General features: G+C 70.2%; 13 protein-coding genes and 1 pseudogene. 4 read left to right on the forward strand and 10 right to left on the reverse strand.

The genetic code is table 11. The features are described 5' to 3' along the window. The first annotated feature begins 61 nt into the window (after positions 1-61). Positions 62-775, forward strand: coding sequence for a Crp/Fnr family transcriptional regulator (locus BO996_RS03970; protein ID WP_071954061.1), 714 nt, complete (start codon positions 62-64; stop codon positions 773-775). A gap of 56 nt (positions 776-831) precedes the next feature. Here the strand turns inward: BO996_RS03970 and BO996_RS29375 are convergent, their stop codons facing one another. From BO996_RS29375 to BO996_RS03985, 4 genes are all read right to left on the reverse strand, one after another. Next, positions 832-969 (reverse strand): hypothetical protein, encoded by a 138-nt coding sequence (locus BO996_RS29375; protein ID WP_198041267.1) that lies wholly within the window; start codon positions 967-969, stop codon positions 832-834. Continuing rightward, positions 959-1,507, reverse strand: coding sequence for a GTP-binding protein (locus BO996_RS03975; RefSeq protein WP_071954062.1), 549 nt, complete (start codon positions 1,505-1,507; stop codon positions 959-961). The genes BO996_RS29375 and BO996_RS03975 overlap by 11 nt, the downstream gene beginning before the upstream one ends. Then, on the reverse strand, positions 1,500-2,159 hold the full coding sequence (locus BO996_RS03980) for a hypothetical protein (protein WP_071954063.1): 660 nt from the start codon (positions 2,157-2,159) through the stop codon (positions 1,500-1,502). The genes BO996_RS03975 and BO996_RS03980 overlap by 8 nt, the downstream gene beginning before the upstream one ends. Positions 2,160-2,637: 478 nt before the next feature. Continuing rightward, positions 2,638-3,558: a LysR family transcriptional regulator gene (locus BO996_RS03985; protein ID WP_034366405.1), complete on the reverse strand. Its 921-nt coding sequence runs from the start codon at positions 3,556-3,558 to the stop codon at positions 2,638-2,640. 153 nt (positions 3,559-3,711) lie between these two features. On the opposite strand from BO996_RS03985, the gene BO996_RS03990 reads away from it, so the two are divergent. Then, the gene (locus BO996_RS03990) at positions 3,712-4,719 is read left to right on the forward strand and encodes a Bug family tripartite tricarboxylate transporter substrate binding protein (protein ID WP_043825478.1); all 1,008 of its coding nucleotides are present in this window, start codon (positions 3,712-3,714) and stop codon (positions 4,717-4,719) included. Positions 4,720-4,876: 157 nt separating this feature from the next. After that, a pseudogene (locus tag BO996_RS03995) lies at positions 4,877-6,477 on the forward strand (gamma-glutamyltransferase family protein). A gap of 22 nt (positions 6,478-6,499) precedes the next feature. Here the strand turns inward: BO996_RS03995 and BO996_RS04000 are convergent. From BO996_RS04000 to BO996_RS04025, 6 genes are read right to left on the reverse strand one after another with little or no spacing between them, the layout of a single operon-like run. Further along, entirely contained in the window at positions 6,500-7,141 is a 642-nt protein-coding gene (locus BO996_RS04000) for a nucleoside/nucleotide kinase family protein (RefSeq protein WP_071954064.1), read from the reverse strand. After that, positions 7,138-8,007, reverse strand: coding sequence for a sugar phosphate isomerase/epimerase family protein (locus tag BO996_RS04005; RefSeq protein ID WP_071954065.1), 870 nt, complete (start codon positions 8,005-8,007; stop codon positions 7,138-7,140). Before BO996_RS04005 ends, BO996_RS04000 begins: the two co-directional genes overlap by 4 nt. Then, positions 8,004-9,041, reverse strand: coding sequence for an ABC transporter permease (locus BO996_RS04010; RefSeq protein ID WP_071954066.1), 1,038 nt, complete (start codon positions 9,039-9,041; stop codon positions 8,004-8,006). The genes BO996_RS04005 and BO996_RS04010 overlap by 4 nt, the downstream gene beginning before the upstream one ends. Further along, positions 9,038-10,078: an ABC transporter permease gene (locus tag BO996_RS04015; protein ID WP_071954067.1), complete on the reverse strand. Its 1,041-nt coding sequence runs from the start codon at positions 10,076-10,078 to the stop codon at positions 9,038-9,040. Before BO996_RS04015 ends, BO996_RS04010 begins: the two co-directional genes overlap by 4 nt. Next, the gene (locus tag BO996_RS04020) at positions 10,071-11,570 is read right to left on the reverse strand and encodes a sugar ABC transporter ATP-binding protein (RefSeq protein WP_071954068.1); all 1,500 of its coding nucleotides are present in this window, start codon (positions 11,568-11,570) and stop codon (positions 10,071-10,073) included. Before BO996_RS04020 ends, BO996_RS04015 begins: the two co-directional genes overlap by 8 nt. Positions 11,571-11,583: 13 nt before the next feature. After that, complete coding sequence (locus tag BO996_RS04025) at positions 11,584-12,555, reverse strand: substrate-binding domain-containing protein (RefSeq protein ID WP_071954069.1); 972 nt, start codon at positions 12,553-12,555, stop codon at positions 11,584-11,586. 177 nt (positions 12,556-12,732) lie between these two features. Here BO996_RS04025 and BO996_RS04030 point away from each other — a divergent pair, with 177 nt between their 5' ends. After that, entirely contained in the window at positions 12,733-13,752 is a 1,020-nt protein-coding gene (locus BO996_RS04030; RefSeq protein ID WP_071954070.1) for a LacI family DNA-binding transcriptional regulator, read from the forward strand. Positions 13,753-13,792 lie beyond the last annotated feature (40 nt).

Raw genomic sequence — 13,792 nt, forward strand, 5'->3', positions numbered from 1 at the left:
TCAGCGGCGAAAATACGCAGGCCCGCCGGCTGTGTCTGTCAGCCACCCGACATCCCCTCTCATGCAAACTGCTCACGCCTCTTCCTACCTGCCCACGCTGCGCGCCGGCCGCTGGTTCAGCGCGTTGGCGCCGCAGTTTGCCGATTTGCTGCTGGCGCTGGCCCAGCCGCGCAGCCTGGAGACGGGCGAGGCCCTGTTCCTGCGCGGCGATGCGCTGGAGGGCGGGCTGTTCGCCGTGGTCCGGGGCAGCATCGGTTTCTCCGGTGTGGGTGGGCAGAGCGAGCAGGCGCGCGAGGCCCTGCTCACGCGCATGGGCCCGGCCACCTGGTTTGGCGAGATCGCGCTGTTCGACGGTTCGCCGCGCACCCACGATGCCCACGCCATGGAGCCCAGCGTGGTGCTGCAGGTGCCGCGCCAGCCGCTGCTGGACTGGCTGCAGCAGCACCCCGCGCACTGGCATGACCTGGGCGTGCTGATGTCGGGGCGCATGCGGGCGGCCTTTGCGGCGCTGGAGGATCTGGCCCTGCTGCCCGCACCCCAGCGGCTGGCGCGCCGCCTGGTGGCCATGGCGCGTGGCTACGGCGAGCGGCTGGACGATGTGCCGGCCCGGCCGCGCCTGGATATCACGCAGGAGCAGCTGGCGCGCATGCTGTCGATCTCACGCCAGACCACCAACGTGCTGCTGCAGGGCCTGCAGGCGCGCGGCCTCATCCGGGTGCAGCGCGGCGAGATCGAGATCCTGCAGTGGCAGGCGCTGTGCGCCGAGCGGTTCTGAGAAGGCCCGGTTAGAGGGTCCATCAAGGCGGCGCTACGCGCTGCAGGCCGCCTGCTTCAGACCACCAGCACGCCTTCCACGTCCTGCACCTTGCGCCGCGCCAGCGCGAGATGGGCCTTCGCCCTGTCGAGCACCAGATAGAGGAACAGTCCCTCGCGGTGGGCGCGCGCCTTCAGGGCGTGGTCATTCTGCATGGGGGCTGTCCTGCGACAGGGCTTCGATCTGCAGCAGCAGCAACTCGATCAGTGCCACCACCTGCGCGCGCTCGCGCACATCGGCCGGCACCACCGGGCACAGCAGGCCACGCGACTGCAGGTGCAGGGCAAATCCTTCGAGGTCGGGCCGGCCATGCCGGTCCATGCGGCACACGGCCACCACGCAGGCCGTGGTGCGCAGCGTGGCGGACAGGGCATTGATGTAGGTATCCAGGTCGCCCAGCGGATCGGGCCGGCTGTTGTCGATCAGCAGGATCACCCCCAGCGCGCCGTGCGAGAGGATGTTCCACATGAAGTCGAAGCGCTCCTGGCCCGGCGTGCCGTACAGGTACAGTTTTTCGCCGTTGTCCAGGGTGAGTTCTCCGTAGTCCATGCCGGCGGTGGTCAGGGCCTTGTCCACTGCTGCGCCGGTGTTGCGCACGTCGGTGCTGACCGGCGCGATCTCGCTGACGGCACGTATGGCGGTGGTCTTGCCCGCGCCCGCGGTTCCGCAAAACAGGATCTTCAGCTCACTCATGCACGGAGGCTCTCGTCAATTGGGCAAGCCGCTGGCGGATGCGGCCGAGAATGCCCTGGGCAGGACTAGGGGCAGCGCTGCTGCGGGGTGCCGTGGCGGTCCAGCGCAGCAGGCCGATGGCATCGAGGCGGTTCAGGAAGGCCGTGCAGATCTCCGGCGCAAGGCCCGAGCGCCGGCACAGCGCCTGCAAGGTGGTCGGCCGGCCCGTCATCAACGTTGCCAGGCGCATGTGGTGCGCGCTTGTCAGCAGCCGCTGGGGGGGCCAGCGCAGCAGCTGCACCAGCATGTCGGTCGCCGCTGCCGGGTGGGGTGCCGCCACCATGCGTTGCCCGGACGCCGTCTGGCGCATGGCCAGGGCGCGCAGGCCCATGGCATTGAGGCAGTCCTCCACCGCGTCGGCGCGCAGGGGCAGGCTCAGGTAGTCCCCCGTAGGGCGGGTGCTCTGGGGCTGGCGGCCCACGCGCAGCGTCACCCGGCTGGACGGCGGCTCGTGCACGCCTTCATGCAGTACCACCAGGTCGGCCGAGGATTCCGTCCATTCCCAGCGGTGCTGCGTGCGGTGGTCCACCAGCCGCACGAAGGAGCGGAACAGCCTGGCGTCGCGGTCATCGAGGCCGCGCAGCGTGAAAGTGAGCGTGTGACGCTCATCCATGCCGCATTGCCTTCAGCCATTGCAACCGCGGCCGCAACCGCAATTGCAGCCGCAACCGCAATTGCAGTTGCAGTTGCCTTGCCCGCAGGCTCCGGCCTGCCTGTTTCCTTGTGCCCATCACGTTGCCGTTTCCTGTCCTGAATGCGCCGCACGGCAAAGCAAGCCGCGCATGCCAATGATTTCAAAGGAGATGCGGGGCGCATCATAGGAAGCGCTTGGAGCGGGAGCGGGCAGTTCGCCAGCGTGATTCGGAATCGTCCGATATGTATCCGGATCAGTCCTAGCGCATTGCGTTCCTGCAGCGAGACTTCAGACTCTTTGAGCGGTTTTTTTGTCGCTTCCGGATTTTCGGAGCCATGGCGGCGCTGAAAAACAGGAGTTATCTGGTTGTTGTAACCAAGACCTTGGAATGCATTGCAAATTCAGCAGGCTTGCCGTGTTTTGTGTCTGGGCGTTCCATGCCAGGGCGCCAGGTTGGTTACCAGGAGGTTGGCAGCCTGAGCTGCAGCATTTCCAGGAAGGACTGCGCCGCATGCGGCAGCGTGCGGCCGGCCAGGGTCTGCACCTCGATGTCGCGCAGGTCCATGCCCCGGTCGCTGAGCGCCACGGCCACCAGTGCGCCTGTGGCCACCATGTGGCGCGCGGCGATCTCGCTGGCCACGGCCACGGCGGCGCCCTGGGCTGCAAAGTTCAGCAGGGTCTTGCCGTGGTTGCTCTCCATCACCGGCATCAGCATCAGGCCCTGGCGGCTGCAGGCCGCGTCCAGCAACTGGCGCACGGCAGTATCGGCCGGTGTGAGTGCCAGGGGGTGGCGTACCAATTGGGCCAGCGACAGGCGCCGCGCCTGGGCCAAGGCATGGCCGGGTGCGACCAGGGCGACCAGGGGCGCCGCCACGCGGCAGGCCACGGCAATGCCTTTTTCAGGCGCGCGGCTGAAGCACAGGCCGATGTCGGCCGTGCCGCTGCGCACGGCCTCTGGCACGGCAGGCGTGGGCAGCACCATCACCTCGAAGACGATGCCGGCATGCGCGCGCTGGAACGCTGCGCACAGGCGCGGCAGGAACTCGTTGGCAAAGGCGTCGGAGCTTGCGATGCGCACGCGGCCGCTGCGCAGCCCCTGCAGGGCCTCGATCTCGCCCAGCGCGCGCTCGGCATCCAGGCCGGCGCGGCGCACATGGTCGGCCAGGATCTCCCCGGCCGCATTGAGCACCATGCCGCGCGGGTGGCGTTCGAACAGCGGCGTGCCCAGCAGCCCCTCCAGCGCCGCGATCTGGCGGCTGATGGCCGAGGCCGCCACATGCAGCCGCGCCGAGGCCTCGGTCAGCGATCCGCATTGCGCCACTTCGTGGAAGTAGCGCAGCGCGGTGTCCTGCAAAAGAAGGTGGCGGGCGTCGGGCATGTCGCCCCGATTGTCATCAATTTGCCGCAGAGGCAACGCAGGTTTGCAAATTTGCTGATGGCGGCAAAGGGGCGAGGGTTCTACGATGGCCTGTTGCGGCGTTGCTGGGGAGCAGCGGCTGCAGCCGTCCAACCCCTGTCCAGGAGTGTGCCCATGAAGGCATTGCCCAGCGTTTTACTTCCACGCCGCGCCATCGTGGCTGCAGCCTGTGCCCTGGCTGGCGCCATCGCCCTGCCCGCCGTGGCACAGGGCCAGGCGTCCTGGCCCTCGCACCCGGTGCGCCTGGTCGTGCCCTTTCCGGCCAGCGGCGCCACCGACCTCGTGGCGCGCGTGGTGGCGCAGCGCATGTCCCAGGACCTGGGCCAGCAGCTGGTCATCGACAACCGCCCCGGCGCGGGCGGCACCATCGGCACGGGCGAGGCCGCCAAGGCCTCGCCGGACGGCTACACGCTGCTGTTCACCACCAGCAGCACGCATGCCATCTCGCCGCACCTGATGACCCGTCTGGCCTACAAGGCCGACAAGGATTTCACGCCCATTGCCGAGATCGGCGGCGCGGCCAGCATCCTGCTGGTCACGCCCTCGCTGCCCGTGCGCAATGTGCAGGAGCTGATCGCCTATGCCAAGGCCCATCCGGGCGCCCTCAACTACGCCAGCAGCGGCAACGGCACCATCGTCCACCTGAACGCGGCGGCCTTCGCGGCGCGCGCGGGCCTGCAACTGACCCATGTGCCCTACAAGGGCACGGCCCAGTCCATCACCGACCTGGCCGCGGGCCAGGTGCACCTGCTGTTCGACTCCATTCCCACCGGCATGCCCCATGTGGCCAGCGGCCGCCTGCGCGCCCTGGCCGTGACCGGCGACAAGCGCAGCGCGCTGGCGCCCGACCTGCCCACGGTGGCCGAGTCCGGCCTGCCTGGCTATTCTTCCGTCACCTGGTTCGGCGTCTATGGCCCGGCCGGCATGAAGCCCGAGCTGGTGGCGCGGATCAATCAGGCCTTCAACAAGGCCATCCAGAATCCCGAGGTGGTGGCCAGCCTGGCCAAGCAGGGCGTCGAGGCCGCATCGCCGCGCACGCCCGCGCAGTTCGCTGCCATGGTGCAGGCCGACAGCGCGCGCTGGGCGCAGGTCATCAAAGACAACAAAATCACATTGGATTGAGTGAAGCACCCCCTGAGCGGCTTTGCCGCTTCCCCCTCTCCTGCGGGAGGGGGACGACGCCCTTGCTGCGGGGCGGCCCTTGCTTGGCGTCCCTGAGCTGGGCCGTGCCTGCGGTTCCTCAAGCTATCGGTGGCGCGTTGGCGCTATGGAAATTGATATGACAAGCACTGTTACGGACTGGACACTTCCCTACGCCTCGCACCGATCTTCGGTGCTGGGCCGCAACATGGTCTCCACCTCGCAGCCGCTGGCCGCGCAGGCCGGCCTGTCCATGCTGCTGGCCGGCGGCAATGCCGTGGATGCGGCCATTGCCACGGCCATGGCGCTGACCGTGGTCGAGCCCACGGGCTGCGGCCTGGGCAGCGATGCCTTCTGCATCCTGTGGGATGGCAAGGAGCTGCATGGCCTCAACGCCTCGGGCCGCTCGCCCGAAGCCTGGACGCCCGAGTACTTCGCCGCGCTGGGCGGCATCCCGAGAAGGGGTGGAACGCCGTCACCGTGCCCGGCGCCGTCTCGGCCTGGGTGGAGCTGTCGCGCCGCTTCGGCAAGCTGCCGTTCGAGCAACTGGCCCAGCCCGCCATCCGCTATGCGCGCGACGGCTTTGCGGTCTCGCCCACCATCGCCACGCTGTGGGCGCTGGGCGGCGCCAAGCTCGGTGACCAGCCCGGTTTTGCCGAGTGCTTCCTGCCCGATGGCAAGGCCCCCAAGGCGGGCGAGGTCTTCCGCAGCGAAGCCCATGCGCGCACGCTGGAGGAGATCGCCGCCACCAAGGGCGAGTCCTTCTACCGTGGCGCACTGGCGCGCTCGATGGCCGAGCACGCCAAGGCCTGCGGCGGCGCCATGACCGAGGCCGACCTGGCCGCCCACCAAGCCGACTGGGTCGGCACGGTGTCGCAGACCTTTGGCGATTCGGTGATCCACGAGATCCCGCCCAACGGCCAGGGCATTGCCGCGCTGATGGCGCTGGGCATGCTGGACGCACTGGGCGTGGGCGCCGAGCCGCTGGACGGCGTGGAGTCCGTGCACCTGCAGGTCGAGGCCATGAAGCTGGCCCTGGCCGACCTGCACGAATACAACGCCGACGGCGACCACATGCGCGTCGAATCCGCCCATCTGCTGGACGCCGGCTACCTGCGCGAACGCGCGGCGCTCATTGACCGCGAGCGCGCCAGCGCGCCCACCTACGGCGCACCGCGCCCCGGCGGCACCGTCTACCTGGCGGCGGCCGATGCCAGCGGCATGATGGTCTCGTTCATCCAGTCCAACTACATGGGCTTCGGCTCGGGCGTGGTCGTGCCGGGCACCGGCATCAGCCTGCAAAACCGCGGCCACGGCTTCACCACGCAAGCCGGCCATGCCAACGAGGTCGCGCCGCGCAAGCGCCCCTCGCACACCATCATCCCGGCCTTTGCGATGAACGCCGACGGCACGCCCCAGATGGCCTTCGGCGTCATGGGCGGCCCCATGCAGAGCCAGGGCCACCTGCAGATGGCCCTGCGCGTGCTGCGCTACGGCCAGAACCCCCAGGCCGCCGCCGACGCACCGCGCTGGCGCGTGACGGGCGGCAAGGGCGTGGCTGTGGAGCCCGCCTTCGACGCCGAGGTCGTCGCCGCCCTGCGCGCACGCGGCCACGAAGTCACGATCGAGGAAGGCCATGGCGTCTTCGCCTTCGGCGGCGCGCAGCTGGTGCTGCGCGACGGCGACCACTACATCGGCGGATCGGACCCGCGCAAGGATGGGGGCGTGGTGGCGTTCTGAGCGGGGGCTGTGTTCGGCAGCCTCACCCCCAGCGCAACACCCAATCCGCCCGCCCCAGCGTTGCCGCAATGCGGCGCGCATTGGGCTCGTCCACCTGCGCCACCCAGTCGCGTGCGGCCTGGGGGCTGTGGCCGTGGAGTTCGTGGCGGCGGGTCAGGCGTTCGATGCGAAGGCGGTCGTCCATGTCCACGTACCAGACCTCGTCCAGCAGCGCGCGCACGGCATGCCAGTGCGTGCCCGGCGCATCCTGTTCATCCATCAGCAGGTAGTTGCCTTCGGTGATGACCAGGGGCACGCCGGGCGCGATGGCGATGGCGCCTGCAATGGGCTCCTCGATGGCGCGCCGGAATTCGGGGGCGTAGACCGTTTCACCGGCCACGGGCGTGTGCAGGCGGCGCAGCAGGGCCACGTAGCCGGCCGAGTCGAAGGTGTCGGGTGCGCCCTTGCGCTGCGCGCGGCCCAGGCGCTCCAGCGCGGACTGCGCCAGGTGGAAGCCGTCCATGGGCACGGCCGCCGCCAGCGGGCCCAGCGCCTGCAGCAGGGCGGCGCAGGCCGTGCTCTTGCCTGCGCCGGGCGGGCCAGCCAGGCCCATCAGGCGGCGGGGGCCGGAGCGTGCCAGCGCAAACGCACGCGCCAGGGCTTGGGGCGGCAGGATGGCCGTCATGCGCGTGCCTGCTGCGCGCGGGCCAGCCCGCCTGTCATGAAGCCGCGTGCGTGCAGGGCCAGGTCCATGCCGTCTTCCCACATGGGGCGCCAGATGGCCAGCGCGTTCGACAGCTGCTCGTTGACGATGGCGGACGAGAAACTCTCGAAGGTGACGGTGCCCTGGTAGCCGATCTGCGCGAGTGCGCTGAAGAACTGCGCGAAGTCGATGTGGCCCGCGCCCAGGTAGCCACGATGGTTCTCGCCGATGTGCACATAGCCCAGCCGCTGTCCGCAGGCCAGCACGGGCGCGGCGAGGTCGGCTTCCTCGATGTTCATGTGGTAGGTGTCCAGGTGCACGCAGACATGGGGCTGGCCGACTTCGTCGATGAACTCCAGCGCTTGCGTGGCCGTGTTCAGCAGATTGCTTTCGTAGCGGTTGACCACCTCCAGGCCCAGCGTGACGCCGCGCTCGCCCGCGAAGTCTGCAATGCGCCGCACGGCCTCGATCGCGTTGCGCCGGCCCCGTGGCGTGCAGGGGTGACCGTATTTCGCCATGGCGCCGTAGAGGATGCCGCCGAAATAGCGCCCGCCCAGGCGCGCCGTGATGTCCACGCCCTCTTGCAGCAGCGCCAGGCCGCGCGCGACCACGGCGGGGTCTTCGCTGGAGACATCGGCCTCGAAGGTCAGGCCCCGCGAGCAGCCCACGCCCAGGCCGTGCTCCTGCAGCAGATCACGCGTGAGCGCCAGGTCCATGAGCCGGGGGCCGTGCAGGGACAGCTCGACCAGGTCGTAACCGGCTTGGCGCGTCTGCTCGATCACATGGCGGGTGGAGGCCGGCGACAGGTCGCCGGCCCAGACAAGGGCGTGGATGCCGAGGGGGTTCATAGGGGCTCCGGGTGGACGCTGCGAGAGAGTGAAGGGGAGGGTTCGGCGGGTGCCCGGGCACGGCCCCGCCAGCGCGCCAGCAGGTGGCGCGCGGCCACGGCGGCGATCATGGTGGCGCCCCACAGGGCCTGCGTGAGCTGGGCATTGGCGCCCAGCAGGTTCACTCCGCTGGACAGCACTTGCAGGATGAGCAGGGCGACGAACAGCCCCGACACCCGGCCGAAGCCGCCCATGGGATCGGTGCCGCCCAGGATGGCCGCAAGCACCGTGACCAGCAGGTAGGACTGGGCATAGCCCGCGCTGGCCGAGTTGAAGCGCGCCATCATCAGCACGGCCGCGATCCAGCACAGCAGCGTGGACAGGGTGTAGACGCCGATCAGCACGCGGCGCGTATCGATGCCCGCATGGCGCGTGGCCTCGGCATTGGAGCCGACCATGCGGATGGCCAGCCCGTGGCGTGTGCTGCCCAGGTACAGGCCCACCAGCATGCACACGGCCGCGAAGATCCAGAACGGCAGCGGCAGGCCCAGCCACTGGGCGGAGCCCAGGGCCTGGAAGGTCTCGGGAAAGCCTGCAATGGGCTTGCCGCGCGTGAGCCAGACGCACAGGCCGTTGATCAGCGACATGGTGCCCAGCGTGACGAGGATGGGATGGGCGTTGACGCGCGCCACCAGCCAGCCGCTGGCCAGCCCCACCAGCAGGCTGGCGAGGGCGCCCACGGTCAGTGCCGCGGCGATGAGCAGGCCCTCATGGCCCGACAGGTCCAGGCCCAGCGCCGACAGGCCTCCCACCAGCACCCAGGCCATGGCCAGGCCCGCCATGTTGGCGCTGGCGACCACGGCCAGGTTGATGCCGCCACTGACCAGCGGCAGCACCTGCGCCAGTGCCAGCAGGCCCAGCTCGGGGATCTGCAGCAGTACCGATTGCAGCGTGCCCAGGGTGGCGAAGCTGCCGGGCAGCAGCAGCGTGAACACGGCGCACAGCAGCGCCAGCAGCGCGATCAGGCCCAGCGGCGCGCCAAGGCTGTGGTTCATGGCGCGGCCCCCGCCAAAGGCGCTGCAGGAGTGGCGTCAGCGCTGCGCTGCTGGTTGCGTCGCTGCGTGCGCCGCAGTCCCGTTGCGGCGGCGCAGGCCAGCACCACGGCGCCCAGCAGCACCTGGAAGAAATACGGCGACACGCCCAGCAGGTTCAGCCCGTTGCGCAGCACGGCCAGCAGCAGCACGCCCATCAGCACGCCGCCCACGCTGCCCGTGCCGCCGAACAGGCTGGCGCCGCCCAACACGGCGGCCGCGAGCACGAACAGCTCCGTGCCGACCAGGGCGTTGGGCACCGACTCGCCCACGCGGTGCGCCTGCACCAGGCCTGCGATGGCCGCCATCATGCCGAGCCAGCCATAGGCCACGCCCTGGATGGCGCCCAGCCCGATGCCCATGCGGTGCGCGGCCTCGGGGTTGCCGCCGAAGGCGTACAGGCGCCGCCCCAGCGCGCTGCGGCCCAGCAGCAGTGCGGTCAGCAGGGCGGCCGCAGCGGCCACGGCGATGGGCAGGGTCAGGCGCACGGGGTCTGCGCCTTCGGCGCTTGCGAAGCGGGCCAGCACCACGGAATCGCTCCACCACGACGGCAGGTCGTAGATGGACCGCCCGCCCGTGCCATGCATCAGCAGCGCGAAGTACAGGTTCAGCGTGGAGATGGTGATGATGATGGAGGTGGCGCGCAGGCGGTGGATGAGCAAGGCGTTGAATGCGCCCAGCGCCAGTCCCGTGGCCAGGCCCAGCGCGATGCTGGCCGCCGGTGCCCAGCCCAGGCGTGTGGCCGCGAGGGCCGCAAGGTACTGCGCCACCGTGGCCGTGGCGGCAAACGAGATGTCGATGCCGCCCGCGACCAGCACCACCAGCAGGCCCACGGCCATGATGGCGGTGACCGATGCGCCCTCGGCCACGTCCATCCAGTTGCCCAGCGTCCAGAAGCCCGGCGCCAGGGCGCCGAACAGCAGGGCCATGGCGCCAATGGCCAGGCCCAGCCGGACCACGGGGTGGTGCAGCAGCGCGTGTGCGCGTGCGTGTTCAGGCATGGACGGCCTCCTCGATCCGGCTTTCGGAATGCACCCCCGGCACGAACTCGCCGGCCATGCGCCCGCCGCGCATGTGCAGCACGCGGTCGCAGTGGGCATGGACCTCGGCCACCTCGTCCGAGATGACGATCACCGCCATGCCCTGTGCGGCGAGCCCGTGCACGATCTCGAAGATGCCCTGCCGATTGCCGATGTCCACGCCCACGGTGGGCGAGTCGAGGATCAGCAGGCGTGGCGCGGTCGCCAGCCAGCGGGCCAGCACCACGCGCTGGGCATTGCCGCCCGACAGCTGGTGCACGGGCGCGTCCAGCGCGGGCAGGCGCATGTGCAGGCGGTCGCGCCACTGGGCCGCAGTGGCGGCGCGGCGGCTGGCGGGCAGCCAGCCCAGCGGGCCGGACAGGCGCGGCAGCATGGCCAGCACCAGGTTGTCCTGCACGGACTGGCGCAGGTTCAGGCCGAGGGACTGGCGGTCCTCGGGCACATAGGCAAAGCCCGCCGCCATGGCGTCGCGGTTGCTGCGCAGCACCAACGTGCGGCCGCCCATGCGGATGCTGCCGCGATCGGGCCTGCGCATGCCGAACAGGCCCAGGGCCAGCTCGGTGCGGCCCGCGCCCAGCAGCCCGGTCAGGCCCAGGATCTCGCCCTCGCGCACGTCGAAGCTCACGTCCTCGTAGTCGCCGTCGCGGCCCAGGCCGCGCACTTCCAGCAGCGCGGGCGCGGCGGACATGTCGCGCGCATGCAGTCGCTCATCCACTTCCTGCCCGGTCATCAGCGTGGCCAGTTGCCTGCCCGACAGTTGCGCGGCGGGCCAGGTGCCCAGCTTGCGCCCGTCGCGCAGCACGGTGACGCGGTCGGCGATCTCCATGACCTCATCCAGCTTGTGGCTCACGAAGACGATGGCCATGCCATCGGCCTGGAGCCGGCGCACCACGGCCAGCAGCGCATCGACCTCGGCACGCGTGAGCGAGGCCGTGGGCTCGTCCATGAACAGCAGCCTGGCCCGGGCCGCCATGCCCCGGCAGATGGCCACAAGCTGGCGGCCCGCAATGGGCAGGTCGCCCACCCGCGCATCCAGCGGCAGCGCAATGCCCAGGCGCCGCAACACGGCCTGGGCGGCTTCGCGCTGGCGCCTGCGGCGCACGGGCGCCCACCAGCGGCCCATGGCCTGGTCGAAGGCGATGTTCTCGGCCACGCTCAGGTTGGGAAACAGCGACAGGTCCTGGTAGATCACCTGAATGCCCAGGGACTTGGCCAGCGCCGGGTCCAGCCGCTGCACGGGCTGTCCGCCGATGTCGATGCGCGCGCCCGGCTGCGGCGCGTGCACGCCGCTGAGCACCTTGATCGCCGTGCTCTTGCCGCTGCCGTTGCTGCCCATCAGGCAGTGCACCTCGCCGGGCATCACGTCCCAGTCCAGCGCATGCAGCGCGGTGGCGTCGCCAAAGCGCACGGTGACCGCCTGCATGCGGACCAGCGCCGTTGTGGTGGCATCCATGGCAGCGCGCGGCTCACAGGCCCAGGCCGACCAGCCGGTCTATGGTCTGCCGGTTGATCGGCTCCAGCTTCTGGCCCTGGATGTTGCGGCGCTCGCGGTCCACCTGGACCTTGCCCAGGCCCGGTATCTCCATGCCATCCGTGGGCTCGCGGCCGTCGATCAGCATCTTGCCCACATGCACGATCACTTCGCCGGCCAGCGCGGGGTTCCAGATGAAGCCTTCGCGGATCACGCCCTCGCGCACCAGCTTGGCGCCCTGGCCCGGCGAGAACGAGCCCACCACGGCAATGCGCTCGGCTTTGCGCGCATCGGCCACCGCGCGGCCCGCGCCAATGGGGCCCTGGCTGCCGAAGGCCAGAAAGCCCTTGAGGTCGGGATGGGCGCGCATCAGGTCCTGGGCGCTGCGGTAGGAGTCGTCCAGGCTCTCGGCCACCAGCTGCATCTTCGGCCACTGTTTTTTCTGGTGGGCGATGGCCGCATCGGCCCAGGCGTTGTGCAGCGGCACGGTCAGCGAGCCCACGAAGACCACGTACTTGCCTTCGCCACCCATGGCCTTGGCCAGGCTGTCCATGTGGCGCTCGCCAAATCCCGCAACGCTGCTCAGCTCGATGTTCCAGTCGGCGCCCTTCTGGTCGGGCGACTCGTGCGTGAGCACCTTGATGCCTGCGCTGCGCGCGCGGCGGAACACGGGCTCCAGCGCCCTGGCATCGTTGGGCACCACGGCGATGACCTTGCTGCGGCGCGCGATCAGGTCCTCGACCGCGCGCACCTGCTGGGCGGCATCGGCCTCGGTGGGGCCGACCATGCCGCTGGAGATGCCAAGCTCGCGGCCTGCCTTGCGGATGCCGGTCTCCATGGCGTTGAACCACGGAATGCCCCCGACCTTGGCCACCACCGACACATCCTCGGCACCGGCCGCGCCTGCCAGCACCGCCAGGGTGCAGGCCAACAGTGCCCTCGAGAACCGGCTGAATCCATGGAACATGGCGCTCCTCCCTCTGTTTTGCACAATCGATTGCGCAAACTATAGACAGATGGACTTCCATTGCCGATGCGGGATTTCCCGGGCCGCTGCTGCGTGCCGGTGCCGGTCCGCCCGAATCGCTGCCGCAGCGGCTACGATAGCCGCCGAGCGCTCCCGTCCCAACCCCTGCAGAGCACCGTGAACCGCCCCCGAACCTCCACCATCTACGACCTGGCCGAACTGGCCGGCACCTCGGCCTCGACGGTCAGCGCCATCCTCAACGGCAGCTGGCAGTCGCGGCGCATCAGCGAGGAGACCGCGCGCCGCGTGCAGCAGCTCGCCCAGGAAAACAGCTTTGCCGTGAACCGCCAGGCCAGCGGCCTGCGCCGCCAGCGCTCGGGGCTGATCGGCATGGTGATTCCCACGCACGAGGACCGATTCTTCGGCGCGCTGTCCCAGGCCTTCGAGCGCATGGCCCACGCGCGCGGCCTGTGCCCGCTGGTGGTCAGCACGCTGCGTGACGGCGCGCTGGAGGTGGAGACCGTGCGCTCGCTGATCGCCTTTCGCGTGGAGCACCTCATCGTCACGGGCGCCACCCGGCCCGACGCCGTCAGCGCCGAATGCCGACAGGCCGGCGTGCGCCATGTCAACGTGGATCTGCCCGGGAAAAAGGCGCCCTCCGTCACCAGCGACAACCGCTGGGGTGCGGGCGAACTCACGCGCCTGCTGCTGGCGCGCTCCAGGCCCCCGGCAGCTGCGCCGCAGGACGCCGTCTGCTTTCTGGGTGGCGTCCGCAAGGAGTACGCCACCGAGCAGCGCCTGGCCGGCTTTCGCGAAGCCCTGGCGCCCCACACGCCGGTGGCGGACGAGCACATCGTCTGCTGCGGCTACGACCCCGAAGCGGCCCGCCTTGCCATGGCCGCGCTCTACCAGCGCCTGGGCGGCCTGCCGCGCGCCCTGCTGTTCTCATCGGGCATCACGCTGCAGGGCGCCATCCGCTTCCTGCGCGCACTGCCCGATGCGGAACTGGCGCAATGCAGCTTTGGCAGCTACGACTGGGACCCCTATGCCGAATGCCTGCGCTTTCCGGTGCACATGGTGCGCCAGAACGTCGAAGGCCTGATGGCCGAGGCCTTCCGCGCCATCGACGGCGAAGGCCTGCGCGCGGGTCAGGTGGTGCAGGTGCGGCCGCAGTTGGTGGAGTGGGGGGAGGGCTGACCGCTGGACGGCGCTGTGCCCAGTAAACGCGCGGTCGGCA

This window comes from Delftia sp. HK171 (assembly GCF_001886655.1).
Classification (GTDB): domain Bacteria; phylum Pseudomonadota; class Gammaproteobacteria; order Burkholderiales; family Burkholderiaceae_C; genus Comamonas; species Comamonas acidovorans.

Bases quoted from the DNA above. Each gene is read 5' to 3' on its own strand.
- BO996_RS03970 (WP_071954061.1), top strand. From the start codon at position 62: ATGCAAACTGCTCACGCCTCTTCCTACCTGCCCACGCTGCGCGCCGGC.
- BO996_RS29375 (WP_198041267.1), bottom strand. From the start codon at position 969: ATGCAGAATGACCACGCCCTGAAGGCGCGCGCCCACCGCGAGGGACTG.
- BO996_RS03975 (WP_071954062.1), bottom strand. From the start codon at position 1,507: ATGAGTGAGCTGAAGATCCTGTTTTGCGGAACCGCGGGCGCGGGCAAG.
- BO996_RS03980 (WP_071954063.1), bottom strand. From the start codon at position 2,159: ATGGATGAGCGTCACACGCTCACTTTCACGCTGCGCGGCCTCGATGAC.
- BO996_RS03985 (WP_034366405.1), bottom strand. From the start codon at position 3,558: ATGCCCGACGCCCGCCACCTTCTTTTGCAGGACACCGCGCTGCGCTAC.
- BO996_RS03990 (WP_043825478.1), top strand. From the start codon at position 3,712: ATGAAGGCATTGCCCAGCGTTTTACTTCCACGCCGCGCCATCGTGGCT.
- BO996_RS04000 (WP_071954064.1), bottom strand. From the start codon at position 7,141: ATGACGGCCATCCTGCCGCCCCAAGCCCTGGCGCGTGCGTTTGCGCTG.
- BO996_RS04005 (WP_071954065.1), bottom strand. From the start codon at position 8,007: ATGAACCCCCTCGGCATCCACGCCCTTGTCTGGGCCGGCGACCTGTCG.
- BO996_RS04010 (WP_071954066.1), bottom strand. From the start codon at position 9,041: ATGAACCACAGCCTTGGCGCGCCGCTGGGCCTGATCGCGCTGCTGGCG.
- BO996_RS04015 (WP_071954067.1), bottom strand. From the start codon at position 10,078: ATGCCTGAACACGCACGCGCACACGCGCTGCTGCACCACCCCGTGGTC.
- BO996_RS04020 (WP_071954068.1), bottom strand. From the start codon at position 11,570: ATGGATGCCACCACAACGGCGCTGGTCCGCATGCAGGCGGTCACCGTG.
- BO996_RS04025 (WP_071954069.1), bottom strand. From the start codon at position 12,555: ATGTTCCATGGATTCAGCCGGTTCTCGAGGGCACTGTTGGCCTGCACC.